Raw genomic sequence first — 17,083 nt, 5'->3', positions numbered from 1 at the left:
GAACCGATCCAGCCGGAGGTCCTCATCTCGGGGCCGCTTCCGATGGCCGGCCAACGAAAAATCCCGCCAGAAGGGCGGGATCTTCGTTATCCGATAAGGGGGGATCGGAAAATCAGGCGGTTTCGGCGTATTCGGTGCCATCCGGCTCGCGCAGCACGTAGCCGCGGCCCCAGACGGTCTCGATGTAGTTGGCGCCGCCGGCGGCGTTGGCGAGCTTCTTGCGGAGCTTGCAGATGAAGACGTCGATGATCTTCAGTTCCGGCTCGTCCATGCCGCCGTAAAGGTGGTTGAGGAACATTTCCTTGGTGAGGGTGGTGCCTTTGCGGAGCGAAAGCAGCTCCAGCATCTGGTATTCCTTGCCCGTCAGGTGGACACGCTGGCCGCCGACTTCGACGGTCTTGGCATCGAGGTTGACGATCAGTTCGCCGGTCATGATGACCGACTGGGCGTGGCCCTTGGAGCGGCGGACGATGGCGTGGATACGGGCGACGAGCTCATCCTTGTGGAAGGGCTTGGTCATGTAGTCGTCGGCGCCGAAACCGAGGCCGCGAACCTTGTCTTCGATGCCGGCCATGCCCGACAGAATGAGGATCGGTGTCTTGACCTTGGACAGCCGGAGCGTGCGAAGCACTTCATATCCGGACATGTCGGGCAGGTTCAGATCGAGAAGGATGATATCATAATCATACAGCTTGCCCAGATCGACGCCTTCTTCACCGAGATCGGTGGTATAAACATTAAAACTTTCTGATTTCAGCATCAACTCGATGCTCTGCGCCGTAGCGCTATCATCCTCGATGAGAAGTACCCGCATAATTATCCCCTTTACCGCCGCCGAAAGGTGGTCTGGCCCCTACACGATACCGAACACGCTACGTGATTTGGAAGCTGCCACGAAATGGTTAACAAATTCTAATTCACTCTGGCAAGGAGTATCGAATTTATTAAATAATTTTTCCATTTCTCTGTTTTCCAATAGGAATCTCAAAAAGGCTTTCCTAAACTTTAACATTAGGAAAAGACGCTAAGTGATTCATCCGACTCGCCAATGAAAAGGTTCGAACTTCATGCCGCGGCATTTACCGACCCTTAAATCATCGGGCCTATCATTAACGATGCCCGTAAACGAAAGGTTACCAGCGGTAGGTATTTGTTAATATCGCCGGAAATTTTTTAGCAAACCGTGTCAAAGCGGCGCGCAGGGCGGTTTCAAGTTGAGCCGGGGTCTCGCATCACGGGAGTAATGCGTATGAAGTCGCGAGAGAGTCTCGTTCGCCTGAAGGAATTTCAGGTGAACGAAAAACGACGTCAATTGCAGCAGTTGCAGATGATGATGTCCGAATTTGAACGGATGACGAAGGATCTGGAGAGCCAGATCGTCGTCGAGGAAAAGAAGTCCGGAATATCAGACCCGAATCACTTTGCTTATCCGACCTTCGCCAAGGCTGCGCGTCAGCGGGCCGACAACCTGCAGGTTTCGATCAAGGAACTGAAAATGCAGGAAGAGACGCTGGAAATGGCGCTCGAAGAAATGCAGGCGGAATATGCAAGGGCGACGGCGCTGGAAGAGCGTGACACCAGCGCTCGCGCACGGGCATAAGAGAAAACGCCGGGCGCCGGCTTCGGCGCCGCGGGGATCGCCTCAGAGAAGCCATGTATGACGGGCGTGCTGTCCTTCATACATGGCTTTTGGTGTTTCATTTTTGCGTTTGCATGTCACCGTCCCGAAGTCGAGACACCTCAGGCAGGCGGATCAGTTCACGACATCGTGCCATTCGGGATGGCGCTGCGCCTGCGCTTTGAAGAACGGGCAGAGCGGAATGATCTTCCAACCGCCTGCGCGGGCCGATTCCACCGCGTGAAGCGCCAATGCCTGGCCGACGCCCTTGCCGCGCAAGGCATCGGGAACCGCCGTATGATCGATGATGACGAGCTTCGGCGAGGTGCGCGAATAGGTCATCTCCGCCTGGTGCCCCTCGACTTCTGCGGTATAACGGCCGCCGGAGGCGCCTTCCTCATTTCGAATGTCCATTGTCTTTCCCAGTGCACAGATATTTATCACAGCCGACGGTGACACGGCGGCGCCGTCGTGCCAAGCCGATGGAACAATTCCCGGGGGAGACGCAGTGTTCATGAAAAATGCCGGATGGGCGCGAGGTTCGCAGCAATGAGCCCGCTTTCGATCATCCGCCCCGCTCTTCTCGTGGCAGCGCCCTTCCTCCTGGCGCTCGGCCTCATCTTGCCGCTGGTCCGTTTCGAGACGCTGTATTTTTTCGATCAGACCCCGTCGCTCATCGAAATCGTCGCCTCCCTCTGGAAGGGCGGCGATGGACTGCTGGCGGCGATCGTCGCGCTGGTCTCGATCGTGCTGCCGTTTCTGAAGATGAGCGGGATTGCCGCAGAAGCGACGGCTGCCGGCGGCGGTGCCGGCAGCCTGTTTTATCGTCGCGTCGTGCCGCATCTGTCCAAGTGGTCAATGATGGACGTGCTGCTGGTCGCGATCGTCATTGCGGCGGCAAAGACGACGGGGCTGGCGGATGCCTTCACGCAGCCCGGTCTCTGGTGCTACGCGGCCTCGTCAATGATTTCGGGCCTTCTGCATTCCCTGATGGGAGATGCGTCCGGCCCGAAATAAATTGCATCGATGCTGGGTGCGATCAGTGGCGATACTGCTGGATGCGCGTGGTGCGCAGGCCGGCAAGGCCATGGCTGTTGATTGACGACTGCCAGGAGAGGAATTCTTCGACCGTGAGCGTGTAACGCTCACAGGCCTCTTCCAAGCTCAACAGGCCACCGCGAACCGCCGCGACAACCTCTGCCTTCCGGCGAATCACCCAGCGCCGCGTATTGGGCGGCGGAAGATCCGCGATCGTCAGGGGGCTGCCATCGGGGCCGATGACATATTTCACTCGGGGACGTATCATTTCGGTCATTGGACTCTCTACACAACGCAAGACCACGGACGTCACTCTAGCCTGCCACATTTAAAATTTGCCTAAACCCATCGTAAGACTTTGATAACAAATTTAGCCGCCCTCCCGGCCCGGGATTTGGGGTAGCCGGCTGCCGCCACGTGCAGCGGCTGCATGGGAGCGATACGAGGTCAATAATACCCGGTCTGCCGGGATAATTTTCCAAGCGCTCCAATATAAGAATGAACGCAGACTTCGTCTCGGTCTTCCCGCTGTTTCAGTCCAGTTCGTGCCTGATGCTTCGTGTCGGTGGGATGGGGTAGCCGTTTTTCTGCATGCTTCGGCGCGAGCTTCTCGTCGACGGCAGCAGCGTGCCGACCCGAGAATATGAGGCTACGAAGATAAACGTGAGTGGTGAGTCGATGATGGCGCTGAGAATGCTGCATTTTTGCCTTCGCCGACCGAGGATTTCGGATTTCGATCAACGACGCTAGAACAGGATGATTTAAGGCCGGGTCGGCCTTAAATCTGAATCCTGTTCTAAATTAAAGAGTTAGAGCATGATGTCGCCCGAAAACCGCTCACACTTTTCGGCATCATGCTCTAAGGAGCGGCTCGGCGAGATGGCGATGCTTGCTGGCTTCGATATATATCTGGTCATGGCTTTCCCACGGAGCGCGACCGCACGGCTCTTAGCGTGTCGCGTTGATCGACAACTGTCCGCGGGGTCTCCTTGAGTGCGCCGCCGCCGATCTCTTCTGTTGTGGCAGGGTGATAACGCGATGAAGCAGAGGATCGTGCCGATCTTCGGTGAGAGGAGCGGTCAATTGCAGGCGTCGCCGCCAATCAGCAAAACCGTCACTTGAAGACGCTTTTCCGAGGCACGGGCTGAAGAATGCCGTTGCACGACTCTGATCTGAAACAATACATTTTTCGCCTTCTCGGCAGCTGTACCGTGCAAGAGCAGGCGGTGGCGTGCTCTGCGGCTGTGGAAAGCTTCCGGGCGATGTCTGCCGCGGCGCCGGCCCAGAGGAGGGTATTGGAGAGCTGAGCCGCCGCGAAATCGAATGCTTACGATGGTTTGCGGTCGGCAGGAGCGGCGACGTAATCGCGATCATTCTCGATTTCTCGCCGCGTTTGGCGGTGGCGCTATCTGAAGCGTGGGCTTCGTAAGCGTGATTCGGTCAGCCGTCGCAGGCGGCCGCCAGGGCATTCCGGCGCGATTTCTTTGGCTCTTTGCCTTCGTGCCTGTCGTTATTCCGAAACCGCTATACACTTCCGGGCTTGCATTCAAGCAGTGTCACTGCGCGCTTCAGGTTCAGCTTCAACGCATGTAGGCCAAAACTGATGCACAGTTTTGGCCTACATGCGTAAACGCAGCTGGTCTTCTCGGAAAGCTTAGAAGCCTTTTCCGCGGGTCAGTTCCGACACGACGGTGCCGGCAATGATGCGGATATCCATCACGATCGAAAAATTGCCGACGTAATAGAGATCGCTGGCGATGCGGGCGCGCGCCTTGGCCGGACGATCGGTCGGACCGCGCAGGCCGCGCATCTGGGCAAGACCCGTCATGCCCGGGCGCATGGAGTGGCGCTGATGATATTCCGGCACGAGCTCTTCGTAGAGCATGCCGCCTGCACGCATGCCGATCGCATGGCAGCGCGGACCGACGACGGACATGTCGCCCATCAGCACGTTCAGCAGCTGCGGCAGCTCATCGACGTTCGTGCGACGAAGAATGGCACCGATACGGGTGATACGCGGGTCGTTCTTTACCGTCTGGGCAATACCCGAGACATCGCAGAGATCGGTCCGCATGGAGCGGAACTTGTAGACCTTTATGGCCTTGCAGTTCTTGCCCCAGCGGGTCTGCTTGAAGAGCACCGGTCCCGGGCTGTCGAGCTTGATCAGCAGCGCGACCAAAAGAAGGAAGGGGGCAAGGACGAGGAGGGCGCTCAACGACGAAACGATGTCGAACGCCCGCTTCAGGGCAATGTCCATCAGCGGCGCCTGCGGCGCATCGCTATGGATCACAGGGGTCTGAACCTTCAGGGTCGGCTGCTGGCGGCGGCTCGGCCGGAAGGAGTCAGTCGAAATGCTGTTGTTTAGTTCCGTGATGCTCAAGGATCGTACTCTGTTGTCTTCGAGGGGCGCGGCGGCAATAGGCGATCAATGGTTAACCCTGTCACCAGGGCTGCACTCAGGTGTTGGTAACCCTACTAAAACGGAAAAATGCGACAATTGTGTAATGGTGTCCAGAGAAATATCGCATCGCAACAAATCTTTCGCATTTGCGTTAAGTTGAGGCAACCTCATGATATTCCGTTAATAATTGGAATTTCGTCAAGGTTTCTAGGCCTTTGGCGAGACCTTCCAGGGGTGGTCCGACGTGCGGTTTCGGCACGCGACCGCTACTCGTTAACCGATATTTTTAACCGGATCCTAAGCGAAATTTTTGGGGCGAGGATGCCCGGCTGCGTTCAAACTGTATCACAATATGACAAAATCAAGGCGGATCGGCAGCATTCGGTCCGGAAGATTCGGCGAATCGGATTCGCGCCCGGAATCGCTTGATCCATCCTGGCGTTGCAAATCACACCCTTTAGCTGTCCGTGTTCCAAACGGTGCCGGCAGCGGCCTTAAGGAGGAGACGGAGCCATGTGAGCCCGGCAGCGACGGGTACGAAGCATCGCTCGGTGCGAGGGATTTATCCGTTGTCTGAGGTCAGCGCCTGCAGCGCGAGATTACGCCGGTTCGAGGACGTGTTTCCTGCCACCCCAGGAGATGAAGTTCGGGTTGGCGAAGTCGGAATCGGCCGCCGCTCCCGTCTTGCCGTAGGTCAACGGCGCTCCGTCGAGGGTCACAGTCGAACCGCCGGCGGCGCGCAGCACCGCATCGCCGGCCGCCGTGTCCCATTCCATCGTGCGCGTGAAACGCGGATAGACGTCGGCCTTGCCTTCTGCGAGCAGGCAGAATTTCAGCGAGGAGCCGATATTGGTGCATTTGGAGATCGCGTGGCGGGCGAGGAAGCTTCCGGTCTCAGGGCTGTTGTGGCGAAGGCTGGCGAGCGCCAACCTGTCGTCCGGCTGTTCGCGCACGGTGATTGCGCTGCGTGCGCCGACCGTGAAATCCTCCGTGACGACGAGCCTTTCGGCGTGGCCGCACTCTCCCGAGAAGGCGAGCCCGAGCGCCGGCGCATAGACAATGCCGGCCATCGGGGCGCCGTTCTCTATATAGGCGATGTTGACGGTAAATTCCTGCCGCCCGTCGACGAATTCGCGCGTGCCGTCGAGAGGATCGACCAGGAAGAAGCCTCGGCCGGCGATGTCGGGGACTTTTCCGGCGGCGACCGATTCCTCCGCCACGACCGGTATTTCGGGATAATCCCTGGCGAGATGAGCGAGGATGATGCGTTCGGCCTCCTCGTCGGCGACGGTGACCGGGCTTGCATCGGCTTTCATGGCGACTGGGAAGCCTTCGCGCAAAACCGTTATAATGGCCCTGCCGGCTTCGAGTGCCGCTCTTTCAAATGTCCTCAGCATTGTCCTTTTGCCGTTTCGCCGCGCGGGCGAACGTCCCACTGTCGCTCATCCGCAAACCATCCCTGTCACCATGCTCATTAATATGGTGTTTCCCGTTGCGCTCCGCATCCCCGATAACGCAGCTCACGATGCTACCATAAGCTTTCAGTCTTGTCAGACGAAGATGGGTATCTGCTAATGAAATGGTATTCGTAAAAGCAGCCGGCTTAAGGTCTGAATTTGCGTCATCTTCCAATTCTGTGGAATAGCTTACGCGGCAGACGGCGCATGAAATCGCCGGCAACATTGCCGAATGTTTAACCTGGCGGCGATTTCTGGCTAAAAATCCGCCTTCCGATGCCGATTTTCTGTGGATTTTGGTTCAAAACGAACCATTTAGGCCTGTTTCGCCAAGAATCTGCCGGAGTAAATCCTTTTTGTCTTCACATTTCCAACGAAACCGCTATGCATTCGGCTTATGAGGTTCCCTGAAACGGGGAACCGAAGAACCAAAAAGAGATGCAGCATTTTCGGCTCGCATCCAGGGGAAAACGACATATGGAGTATTTCGTCCAGCAGCTCTTCAATGGGCTGACGCTCGGATCCATCTATGGCCTTGTGGCTATTGGCTATACGATGGTTTACGGCATTATCGGCATGATCAACTTCGCCCATGGCGACATTTTCATGCTCGGTGGTTTCGCCGCTCTCATCGTCTTCCTCGTCCTCACATCCATCTTCGCAGGTCTCCCGGTGGCAATTCTGCTGCTGGCGATGCTTGTCGTTGCGATGCTGATGACGAGTTTGTGGAATTGGACGATCGAGCGCGTCGCCTACCGTCCGCTGCGCGGTTCCTTCCGCCTGGCGCCGCTGATCACCGCGATCGGCATGTCGATCGTACTGTCCAACTTCATCCAGGTGACGCAGGGACCGCGCAACAAGCCGATCCCGCCGATGGTGAGCACGGTCTACCAGTTCGGCAACATCTCGGTGTCGCTGAAGCAGATCATCATTATCGTCATCACGGCGGTACTGCTGACGATCTTCTGGTACATCGTCAACCACACCGCGCTCGGCCGCGCCCAGCGCGCCACGGAGCAGGACCGCAAGATGGCGGCGTTGCTCGGCGTCAATGTCGACCAGACGATTTCCATCACCTTCGTCATGGGTGCGGCACTCGCTGCCGTCGCCGGCACGATGTATCTGATGTATTATGGCGTCGCTTCGTTCGCCGATGGTTTCACGCCGGGTGTGAAGGCATTTACCGCGGCCGTTCTCGGCGGCATCGGCTCGCTGCCGGGCGCCGTCCTCGGTGGGCTGATGATCGGCCTGATCGAATCGTTGTGGTCGGCCTATTTCACCATCGCGTACAAGGATGTCGCGACTTTCGCCATCCTCGCTTTCGTGCTGATCTTCAAGCCGACGGGTATTCTCGGACGGCCGGAAGTCGAGAAGGTATAACGTCATGGCAAACATTGAGAATTCTGCAGGCAAGTCCGATGCCGGACTTGTCCGCAAAGGCCTTACCGAAGCCCTTTTCGCCGCCGTCCTGTCGTTCGGCATGTTCGTTCTCTATGTCGGTCTCAAGACCGATCAGAACATCAACAACGAGCTGATTATCGTCCAGCGCTGGGGATTGCTTGCGATCTTCGTCGCCGTCGCGGCGATCGGCCGTTTCCTCATGGTCGTTTTCATCAAGCCGAATATCGACCGCCGCAAGCTCAGCAAGGCGCGAGAGGGCGATCTCGACATCTCGACGGAAAAGAACTTTTTCCATCGGCATTTCCTGAAGATCGCGCTGATTGCGCTGCTGCTCTATCCCATGGTGATCGTGGCGCTTGTCGGCGCACAGGGCTCGCTGAAGTGGGTCGACAATTTCGGCATCCAGATCCTGATCTATGTGATGCTCGCCTGGGGACTGAACATCGTCGTCGGCCTCGCCGGCCTGCTCGATCTCGGCTATGTCGCCTTCTATGCGGTCGGCGCCTATTCCTACGCGCTGCTGTCGAGCTATTTCGGCCTGTCATTCTGGGTGCTGCTGCCGCTTTCCGGCATCTTCGCGGCCTTGTGGGGTGTGATCCTCGGCTTCCCGGTGCTGCGCCTGCGCGGCGACTATCTCGCCATCGTGACGCTTGCCTTCGGTGAAATCATCCGCCTCGTCCTCATAAACTGGACTGACGTGACCAAGGGAACCTTCGGCATCTCGAGCATTCCGAAGGCGACGCTCTTCGGCATTCCTTTCGATGCGACGGCCGGCGGTTTTGCCAAGCTCTTCCACCTGCCGATGTCTTCCGCTTACTACAAGATCTTCCTCTTCTATCTGATCCTGGCGCTTTGCATGCTGACGGCTTACGTTACCATCCGGCTGCGCCGCATGCCGATCGGGCGTGCCTGGGAAGCGCTGCGCGAAGACGAGATCGCTTGCCGTTCGCTCGGCATCAACACGGTGACGACCAAGCTCACCGCATTTGCGACAGGCGCCATGTTCGGCGGCTTCGCCGGCTCGTTCTTCGCAGCGCGCCAGGGCTTCGTTTCGCCGGAATCCTTCATCTTCCTGGAATCGGCTGTCGTTCTCGCCATCGTCGTTCTCGGCGGCATGGGCTCGCTGACCGGCATCGCGGTCGCCGCGATCGTTATGGTCGGCGGTACCGAAGCGTTGCGCGAAATGGACTTCCTGAAAGTGGTCTTCGGGCCAGACTTCACGCCGGAACTCTACCGCATGCTGCTCTTCGGCCTCGCCATGGTCGTGGTCATGCTGTTCAAGCCGCGCGGTTTCGTCGGTTCGCGTGAACCGACGGCTTTCCTCAAGGAACGCAAGGCAATATCCGGAAGCTTCACCAAGGAGGGCCACGGTTGATGAGCCCCGTTACCAATACGATGTCGAGCGATACGCTTCTCAAAGTCGAGCACCTGTCGATGAAGTTCGGCGGCCTGATGGCCATCAACGACTTCTCCTTCGAAGCCAAGCGCGGCGATATTACCGCGCTGATCGGGCCGAACGGCGCGGGCAAGACCACCGTCTTCAACTGCATCACCGGCTTCTATAAGCCGACGATGGGAATGATTACGCTCAACCAGAAGAGCGGCAAGCAGTACCTGCTCGAGCGTCTGCCTGACTTCCGCATCACCAAGGAAGCCAAGGTGGCGCGCACCTTCCAGAACATCCGGCTGTTCTCCGGCCTGACCGTTCTCGAGAACCTGCTGGTCGCCCAGCACAACAAGCTGATGCAGGCATCGGGTTATACGATCCTCGGCCTCCTCGGCATCGGCCCTTACAGACGGGAGGCGGCCGCTGCGGTCGAGCTTGCACGTCACTGGCTCGAAAAGGCCGATCTGATCGACCGTGCCGACGACCCGGCGGGCGATCTGCCCTACGGCGCCCAGCGGCGCCTTGAGATCGCCCGCGCCATGTGCACCGGTCCGGAGCTGCTTTGCCTCGATGAACCGGCCGCAGGTCTGAACCCGCGGGAATCGGCAACGCTCAACGAGCTGCTGCAGAGCATCCGTGCCGAAACCGGAACGTCGATATTGCTCATCGAGCACGACATGTCGGTCGTCATGGAAATCTCCGATCACGTCGTCGTCCTGGAATACGGCCAGAAGATTTCCGATGGCACACCGGATCACGTGAAGAACGATCCGAAGGTCATCGCGGCCTATCTCGGCGTCGAGGATGAAGAGGTGGAAGAGGTGATCGCAACCGTCGAGCAGCTCGAAGGAGGCGCAAACTGATGGGCGACGAAGTAATGACGGGTCAACCGCTCCTTCAGGTGAACGGCGTCGAAACCTATTACGGCAATATCCGTGCATTGGCCGGCATCGATGTCCATGTCAACAAGGGCGAGATCGTCAGCCTGATCGGCGCCAATGGCGCTGGCAAGTCGACGCTGATGATGACGATCTGCGGCAGCCCGCAGGCCCGTACCGGCTCTGTCGTCTTCGAGGGTCGCGATATCACCAAGATGCCGACCCACGAAATCGCTCGCCTGCGCATCGCGCAGTCGCCGGAGGGCCGTCGCATCTTCCCGCGCATGACGGTTCTGGAAAACCTCCAGATGGGCGCCGGCCTGGATAATCTCAAATATTTCGCCGAGGACGTCGAGAAGATCTTCACGCTCTTCCCGCGTCTCAAGGAACGCCACGCCCAGCGCGGCGGCACGCTTTCGGGCGGCGAGCAACAGATGCTGTCCATCGGCCGCGCGCTGATGGCGCGCCCGAAGCTCCTGCTTCTCGACGAACCATCGCTCGGCCTTGCGCCTCTGATCGTCAAGGGCATCTTCGAGGCGATCAAGAAGCTCAACGAACAGGAAGGGCTGACGGTTTTCCTCGTCGAGCAGAATGCATTCGCCGCCTTGAAGCTTTCGCACCGCGCTTACGTGATGGTGAACGGCAAGGTAACGATGAGCGGCTCCGGCAGGGAACTGCTCGCCAATCCTGAGGTCCGCGCCGCCTATCTCGAAGGCGGAAGACACTAGTCGAAGGGAGAGTTTAACATGCAGGGACTTTTCTTCGAAAGCGATGCCGGTGTCCGAGTTGTCATTCGGGGCCTCGTCGTGCTGATCGGCTTCTGGACGGCCTGGCGAGCCGGTAAGGCTGTGGCGGACGGCTGGAACAATTATCCGTTAGCCGTGATCTACACCTTCCTGCTTGCCTGGGCGATGCAGTTTCTGCACCACGCCTTGTTCGACGGGCCGATGCTCGACGCCGTCTACTATGGCATCGATTTCGTCACGCTGCTGGTCTTTGCAACGGCCGGCTTCCGCTTTCGCCGCACCAACCAGATGGTCAACAACTATTACTGGCTGTACGAAAAAACTTCCGCGTTTTCGTGGAAGGACAAACATTGACAGTCCGTTGAAACTAGGCATGAATTGCCTTCAGAGTGGAACAGCTTTCCTGGCGCAGTCAATGGTGGGTAATGCGTCGGGCCTTGGACCGGAACCCGCCCAAAAATTGGGAGTAACAATATGAAGAAGTCTCTTCTGTCGGCAGTGGCTCTGACGGCGATGGTCGCCTTCAGCGGCAACGCTTGGGCCGACGTCCTCATCGCTGTCGCTGGTCCGCTGACCGGCCCGAACGCCGCATTCGGCGCTCAGCTCCAGAAGGGCGCCGAGCAGGCGGCCGCCGACATCAACGCTGCTGGCGGCATCAACGGCGAGCAGATCAAGATCGAGCTCGGCGACGACGTCTCCGACCCGAAGCAGGGCATCTCGGTCGCCAACAAGTTCGTTGCTGACGGCGTCAAGTTCGTCATCGGCCACTTCAACTCGGGCGTTTCGATCCCGGCTTCGGAAGTCTATGCCGAAAACGGCATCCTCGAAATCACCCCGGCTGCTACGAACCCGAAGTTCACCGAACGGGGCCTCTGGAACACGTTCCGCACCTGCGGCCGTGACGACCAGCAGGGCGCCATCGCCGGCAAGTATCTCGCCGATCACTTCAAGGACGCCAAGATCGCCGTCGTTCACGACAAGACGCCTTACGGTCAGGGTCTTGCCGACGAAACCAAGAAGGCGATGAATGCCGCCGGTCTGACGGAAGTCATGTACGAAGGCATCAACGTCGGCGACAAGGACTTCTCGGCCCTCATCGCCAAGATGAAGGAAGCCGGCGTCTCGATTATCTATTGGGGCGGTCTGCACACTGAAGCCGGTCTCATCATTCGTCAGGCCGCCGACCAGGGCCTGAAGGCAACGCTGGTTTCGGGCGACGGTATCGTTTCGAACGAACTGGCCTCGATCGCTGGTGACGCCGTTGCCGGTACGCTCAACACCTTCGGCCCCGATCCGACGCTGAACCCGGCCAACAAGGAACTCGTCGAAAAGTTCAAGGCCGCCGGCTTCAACCCGGAAGCCTATACGCTCTACTCCTACGCTGCGATGCAGGCGATCGCGGGAGCCGCCAAGGCTGCCGGTTCGGTGGATCCTGAAGCTGTCGCCACGGCCATGAAGGAAAAGGGTCCGTTCCCGACGGTTCTCGGCGACATTTCGTTCGACGAAAAGGGCGACCCGAAGATTCCTGGCTACATCATGTACGAATGGAAGAAGGGCGCGGACGGCAAGTACACCTACGTCCCGCAGGAAGCTAAGTAAGCTTAGCTTGCTTATTGGTACTACGATCTGATGGAAGCCCGGTTTCGGCCGGGCTTCTTTCGTTCTGTGGGGAGCTGAATTTCCGTTTGCCTCCGTGCCGCTTATCTGGCGCCGACGATTTCCGTCAATTGCCGGCTGTCACGAAGGTCCTCGGCAATCCCGGCGGCGATGCCGCCCAATATCCCTCACATCTCGTGCAGCACATGCGTCGCCTTGACGGCGGCCGATGCCCGGTTCTCGACGCCGAGCTTCACGTAGATCTGTTCGAGGTGTTTGTTCACCGTGCGCGCCGACAGTCCCAATATCTCGCCGATGTCGCGGTTGGCTTTGCCCTTGGCGATCCAGAGCAGCACTTCGGATTCGCGCTGGGTGAGCGAGAAGCGCTGGCGCAGCATCTCGTCGTCACTGCGCTGATTGGCGGCGGTGAGGCGGAAGAGATATTCGTCGGGGCCGATCGCGCCGAGAAAGGCGAGCTGCAGCGCCGCCTGGCCGGCATGGGCGATCGAGATGATGCCGTCGCGCACCGCAGCGACGCGGTTGCGCATCCAGCCGGCGATATGGCGAACGACGATTTCCATGCCGTCGTCGCTGCCCATGGCGGCATTGACCAGCCGTGTCGCCTGCGGCGTCGACCAATGGATAGCGCCATCGCCCTTGACGGCCAGCAGATGGCGGCCGGCGGCGTCGAGCGCGACGCGGGCGCTTTGGGCCGAGCGAGCGTTGCGCAGATGGACCCGGATGCGGGCGCGCAATTCGTCGATGTTGATCGGCTTGCTGAGGTAATCGACACCGCCGGATTCCAGCGCGTGCACGACGTGCTCGGTCTCGGTCAAGCCGGTCATGAAGATGACGGGCACCTGGGCGACAGCGGCATTCGCTTTCAGCCTGCGGCAGGTTTCGAATCCATCCATGGCGGGCATGACGGCGTCAAGCAGGATGAGATCGGGTGTGATGCGCTCGACGATGCCAAGTGCTGCCGTGCCCGATGTGGCGATCAGTACGGAAAAGCCGGATTGTTCGAGCGCGTCGGTCAGAAAGCCGAGCGCTTCGGGCGAGTCGTCGACGAGCAGAACGATGTCGCGGGGCAGGGCCGGCTCAGCCAATGGATTCCACCTTTTCGTCGAAGTCGTGCAGGAAGGTCATGAAGCCGGCGAGATCGAAGGCGGCGACATAGGCGCGGAGTTTCTCGGTGAATGGCTGATTTGCCTCCACCTTGGCAAGGTCCGAAAGCTTGGCTTCGATGCCTCTGATATAGCCGATTTCGCCGAGCCGCAGCAATTCCTGCACATGGGCGGCACCGGGACTCCGCATCGGCGCTTCGGTCTTGACGGGAACGGCGGTCGCGGCGTCGGCATAGATCCACGTCAGGCCAAGATGCAGAGCGAGTTTGTCGCGCAGCTGACGGATGTCGACCGGTTTGCCGATCGCATCATTGTGGCTGTCGTCACTGTCGCCGAGAACCGCCGCATCACCGATATTGGCCGAAAGCATCAGCACCGGTGCGGTCTGACCGGCCTCGCGCAAACGCGAGACGAGCTGCCAGCCGTTCATGCCGGGCATCAGGATATCGACAAGGAAGAGGTCCGGTATAATTCCCTCGATCAGCGTCAGGCATTCGGCGCCGCCTGCCGCCGTCAGCACGATGAAATCGAGCGGCGCCAGGATTTCACGCATCATCTCGCGATGGTCTTCGTTATCGTCGACGACAACGATCGTGCGGCGCGGACCGTCGTAACCGGCGATGCGTTTCTCCTGCGGTGCGGCGGCCATGGCGCGCATGACGGCCGACAGCATGAGGCGGACACGGAAGGTCGAACCTTCGTCCTTGATGCTCGAAACCGAAATCTCGCCGCCGAGCGTGTTGGTCAGAAGCCGGGTGATGGTGAGGCCGAGGCCGAGGCCTGGCATCGGCCGCACGCTTTCGGCTTCGCCACGCTGGAAGGGTTCGTAAATGCGGCTCAGATCCCTCTCGGTGATGCCGCGGCCGGTATCGGTGACAGTGAAGGTCGCCACTTGGCTGCGATAGCCGACATCGAAGGTCACACTGCCTTCATCGGTGAATTTGATGGCATTGGAGAGCAGGTTGACGAGGATCTGACGCAGCCGCTTTTCGTCGGTACGGACGAATTGCGGCACGGCCGGCGAACGCTGATGGACGAAGGCGAGCCCTTTCGCCTGCGCCTGCGGGCGGAACATGTCGACGATCTGGTCGAGGAAATCCTGGATGTTGATCTCGTTGGAATAGACCTGCAGGCGGCCGGCTTCGATCTTGGAAATATCGAGCAGGCCGTCGATCAGCCCGGAGAGGTGTTCGGCGCTGCGGCGGATGACCTTGATCGAGGATTGGCGCGGCGCCGGAATGGTCTCGTCGCGCTCGAGGATCTGGGCATAACCGAGCACGGCGTTGAGCGGCGTGCGCAGTTCGTGGCTCAAGCCCACGACGTAGCGGCTCTTGGCGCGATTGGCGGCCTCGGCCGTCTCCTTGGCGTTCTGCAGGGCGGTGTCGGTCTTCTTGTGGGCGGCGATTTCCTTCAGCAGCAGGGTGTTTTGCCGCGAGGATTCCTCTTCGGCCACGACACGGCTGTCATGGGCGAGCACATAGAACCAGCAGACGACGCCTGAAATCATCGAGAAGACGAAGAAGACGATGAGGATCGTGCGGTTGACGACCTCGGCCGTCTCGGGTGAGGCGGCGGCAACTTGATGGGCGATCATCGCCAGGATTGCGCCGATGGCGGTCAGTGCCAGCACGACGGCAATGCCGTAGCGGCCGAGGCGCGTCGTCAGCTTGCCCAGAACAGTTTCCGGCAGCAGTGCCTTGGCGACGGTGCCGACCTGGGCGTTGAAACGGGCGGCCGGTTTGCACATGTCGTGGCAGCGGCTGTCCAGCGAGCAACAGAGCGAGCAGATCGGCGCGGCATAGGCCGGGCACCAGGCCATGTCTTCCGGCTCGAACGGGTGCTCGCAGACCGAGCAGGTGATGTTCGTCAGGGTCTTCCAGCTCTGGCGCGGTTTGCGGGCGAGATAGAACCTGCCTTTCGTCGCCCAGGCGAGCACGGGTGAGGCGACCAGGGCGATGACGAGGGTGATATAGGGAGCGAGCGAGGCGGCGATTTCGCCGAAGGCGCCGAAATGGGCGATCAGCGACACCGTCGCCGACAACGTCATGGCGCCGAGGCCGACCGGATTGACGTCGTAGAGATGGGCGCGCTTGAACTCGATGCCGGGGGGCGCCAGTCCCAGCGGCTTGTTGATGAAGAGATCGGCGGAGATCGTGCAGAGCCAGGCCATGGCGACGATCGAGAAGATGCCGAGCGTTTCCTCCAGCAGCCGGTAGATGCCGAGCTCCATCAAGAGCAGGGCGATTGCGACGTTGAAGACCAGCCAGATGACGCGGCCGGGATGGCTGTGGGTCAGCCGCGAGAAGAAGTTCGACCAGGCGAGCGAGCCGGCATAGGCATTCATCACGTTGATCTTCAACTGCGAGACGACAACGAAGGCGGCCATCAACAGCAGCGCCGCATTGTGCCAGGGGACCATGTAGCCGAAGGCGGTCAGATACATCTGTGCCGGGTCGGCAGCGCGGTCGAGCGGCACGCCCGAGGCGAAGGTCAGCACGACCAGGAAGGAACCGGCAAGAAGTTTTGGCGCGCCAATAATGACCCAGCCGGGTCCGGCGAGGAAGACGGCGAGGCGATGGCGCCATTTGCGCCGCGGCTCCGGCGGCAGGAAGCGCAAGAAGTCGGCCTGTTCGCCGATTTGCGACATCAGTGCCAGGATGACGGCCGAGGCTGCGCCGAACTCGACCAGATCGAAATCGGCGACGGTGCCGGGTGGACCCGAAGCATGGTGGATGCCGGCAAAGGCGCGCCACAGATCGAACTTTTCCCAGTCCAAACAGGCGATGAAGATGAAGGGCAGAATATTCAGCACGATCCAGAAGGGCTGGGTCATCAGCTGGAATTTGCTGATCAGCCGCACGCCGTGCGTCACCAGCGGGATGACCATGACGGCGCTGAGGATATAGCCGATCCAGAGCGGGATGCCGAGGGTGAGCTCCAGCGCGCCGGACATGATCGAGGCCTCGATCGCAAACAGCATGAAGGTGAAGCTCGCATAGATCAGCGAGGTGATGGTCGAGCCGATATAGCCGAAGCCGGCGCCGCGCGTCAGAAGGTCGATGTCGACGCCGTGGCGGATGGCATAGCGGCTGATCGGCAGGCCGATCGCCAGCATGGCGATCGAGGCGACGATAATGGCGTAAAAGGCGTTGGTGGTGCCGTAGGAGAGGGTGATCGCGCCGCCGATCGCTTCGAGCGCCAGGAAGGAGATCGCGCCGATCGCCGTCTGCGAGATGCGCTGCGAAGAGAAATGGCGGGCGCTCTTTGCGGTGAAGCGCAGCGCGTAATCTTCGAGCGTCTGGTTGGCGACCCAGCGATTATATTCGCGTCTTACCGGAATGATGCGTTGGCGCGCTGCCATGTCTTCCTTTCGGCATTCCGGTTGGGCTCATCGTCTTCCAGCCAGTTTTGGCGGGATGGCTGGGAAAGGCAAGAGG

Annotated in this window: 15 protein-coding genes; 8 read left to right on the top strand and 7 right to left on the bottom strand. The window is 59.6% G+C overall.

The window, feature by feature from the left end:
* Positions 1-112: 112 nt before the first annotated feature.
* Positions 113-814: a cell cycle two-component system response regulator CtrA gene (ctrA, locus tag RHEC894_RS17040; RefSeq protein ID WP_007533606.1), complete on the bottom strand. Its 702-nt coding sequence runs from the start codon at positions 812-814 to the stop codon at positions 113-115.
* A gap of 435 nt (positions 815-1,249) precedes the next feature.
* Here ctrA and RHEC894_RS17035 point away from each other — a divergent pair, with 435 nt between their 5' ends.
* Positions 1,250-1,600 carry a flagellar export protein FliJ gene (locus RHEC894_RS17035; protein WP_085738151.1) on the top strand — a complete coding sequence of 117 codons (351 nt, stop codon included), beginning with the start codon at positions 1,250-1,252 and terminating at the stop codon, positions 1,598-1,600.
* Positions 1,601-1,753: 153 nt separating this feature from the next.
* Here RHEC894_RS17035 and RHEC894_RS17030 read toward each other — a convergent pair whose 3' ends face one another.
* Entirely contained in the window at positions 1,754-2,032 is a 279-nt protein-coding gene (locus RHEC894_RS17030) for a GNAT family N-acetyltransferase (protein WP_010067926.1), read from the bottom strand.
* 135 nt (positions 2,033-2,167) lie between these two features.
* Here RHEC894_RS17030 and RHEC894_RS17025 point away from each other — a divergent pair, with 135 nt between their 5' ends.
* Positions 2,168-2,635, top strand: coding sequence for a paraquat-inducible protein A (locus tag RHEC894_RS17025; RefSeq protein WP_085739026.1), 468 nt, complete (start codon positions 2,168-2,170; stop codon positions 2,633-2,635).
* Positions 2,636-2,657: 22 nt separating this feature from the next.
* On the opposite strand, the gene RHEC894_RS17020 is transcribed toward RHEC894_RS17025, so the two are convergent.
* The 3 genes from RHEC894_RS17020 to cysQ form a co-directional block, all read right to left on the bottom strand.
* On the bottom strand, positions 2,658-2,933 hold the full coding sequence (locus tag RHEC894_RS17020; protein ID WP_007533628.1) for a DUF1153 domain-containing protein: 276 nt from the start codon (positions 2,931-2,933) through the stop codon (positions 2,658-2,660).
* A 1,377-nt stretch (positions 2,934-4,310) separates the two neighbouring features.
* Positions 4,311-5,036: a sugar transferase gene (locus RHEC894_RS17015; RefSeq protein WP_085738150.1), complete on the bottom strand. Its 726-nt coding sequence runs from the start codon at positions 5,034-5,036 to the stop codon at positions 4,311-4,313.
* A gap of 620 nt (positions 5,037-5,656) precedes the next feature.
* Entirely contained in the window at positions 5,657-6,454 is a 798-nt protein-coding gene (gene cysQ / locus RHEC894_RS17010; RefSeq protein WP_085738149.1) for a 3'(2'),5'-bisphosphate nucleotidase CysQ, read from the bottom strand.
* A 537-nt stretch (positions 6,455-6,991) separates the two neighbouring features.
* Here cysQ and RHEC894_RS17000 point away from each other — a divergent pair.
* The 6 genes from RHEC894_RS17000 (at position 6,992) to RHEC894_RS16975 (ending at position 12,525) form a co-directional block, all read left to right on the top strand.
* Positions 6,992-7,894, top strand: a complete 903-nt coding sequence (locus RHEC894_RS17000; protein ID WP_085738148.1) for a branched-chain amino acid ABC transporter permease LivH — start codon at positions 6,992-6,994, stop codon at positions 7,892-7,894.
* 4 nt (positions 7,895-7,898) lie between these two features.
* Complete coding sequence (gene livM, locus RHEC894_RS16995; protein WP_085738147.1) at positions 7,899-9,290, top strand: high-affinity branched-chain amino acid ABC transporter permease LivM; 1,392 nt, start codon at positions 7,899-7,901, stop codon at positions 9,288-9,290.
* Positions 9,290-10,165 (top strand): ABC transporter ATP-binding protein, encoded by an 876-nt coding sequence (locus RHEC894_RS16990; protein WP_085738146.1) that lies wholly within the window; start codon positions 9,290-9,292, stop codon positions 10,163-10,165. The genes livM and RHEC894_RS16990 overlap by 1 nt, the downstream gene beginning before the upstream one ends.
* Positions 10,165-10,908, top strand: a complete 744-nt coding sequence (locus RHEC894_RS16985; RefSeq protein ID WP_206427867.1) for an ABC transporter ATP-binding protein — start codon at positions 10,165-10,167, stop codon at positions 10,906-10,908. Before RHEC894_RS16990 ends, RHEC894_RS16985 begins: the two co-directional genes overlap by 1 nt.
* A gap of 18 nt (positions 10,909-10,926) precedes the next feature.
* On the top strand, positions 10,927-11,280 hold the full coding sequence (locus RHEC894_RS16980) for a DUF6867 family protein (RefSeq protein ID WP_085738145.1): 354 nt from the start codon (positions 10,927-10,929) through the stop codon (positions 11,278-11,280).
* 120 nt (positions 11,281-11,400) lie between these two features.
* Positions 11,401-12,525: a branched-chain amino acid ABC transporter substrate-binding protein gene (locus RHEC894_RS16975; protein WP_085738144.1), complete on the top strand. Its 1,125-nt coding sequence runs from the start codon at positions 11,401-11,403 to the stop codon at positions 12,523-12,525.
* A 185-nt stretch (positions 12,526-12,710) separates the two neighbouring features.
* Here RHEC894_RS16975 and RHEC894_RS16970 read toward each other — a convergent pair whose 3' ends face one another.
* Together RHEC894_RS16970 and RHEC894_RS16965 are read right to left on the bottom strand one after the other, a co-directional pair.
* Entirely contained in the window at positions 12,711-13,628 is a 918-nt protein-coding gene (locus RHEC894_RS16970) for a response regulator transcription factor (protein ID WP_085738143.1), read from the bottom strand.
* Positions 13,621-17,007 carry an ATP-binding protein gene (locus tag RHEC894_RS16965; protein ID WP_085738142.1) on the bottom strand — a complete coding sequence of 1,129 codons (3,387 nt, stop codon included), beginning with the start codon at positions 17,005-17,007 and terminating at the stop codon, positions 13,621-13,623. Before RHEC894_RS16965 ends, RHEC894_RS16970 begins: the two co-directional genes overlap by 8 nt.
* Between the last annotated feature and the right edge of the window lie 76 nt (positions 17,008-17,083).

The organism is Rhizobium sp. CIAT894 (genome assembly GCF_000172795.2).
In the GTDB taxonomy this organism is placed as follows: domain Bacteria; phylum Pseudomonadota; class Alphaproteobacteria; order Rhizobiales; family Rhizobiaceae; genus Rhizobium.
This window is presented reverse-complemented; position numbering and strand designations above follow the sequence as displayed.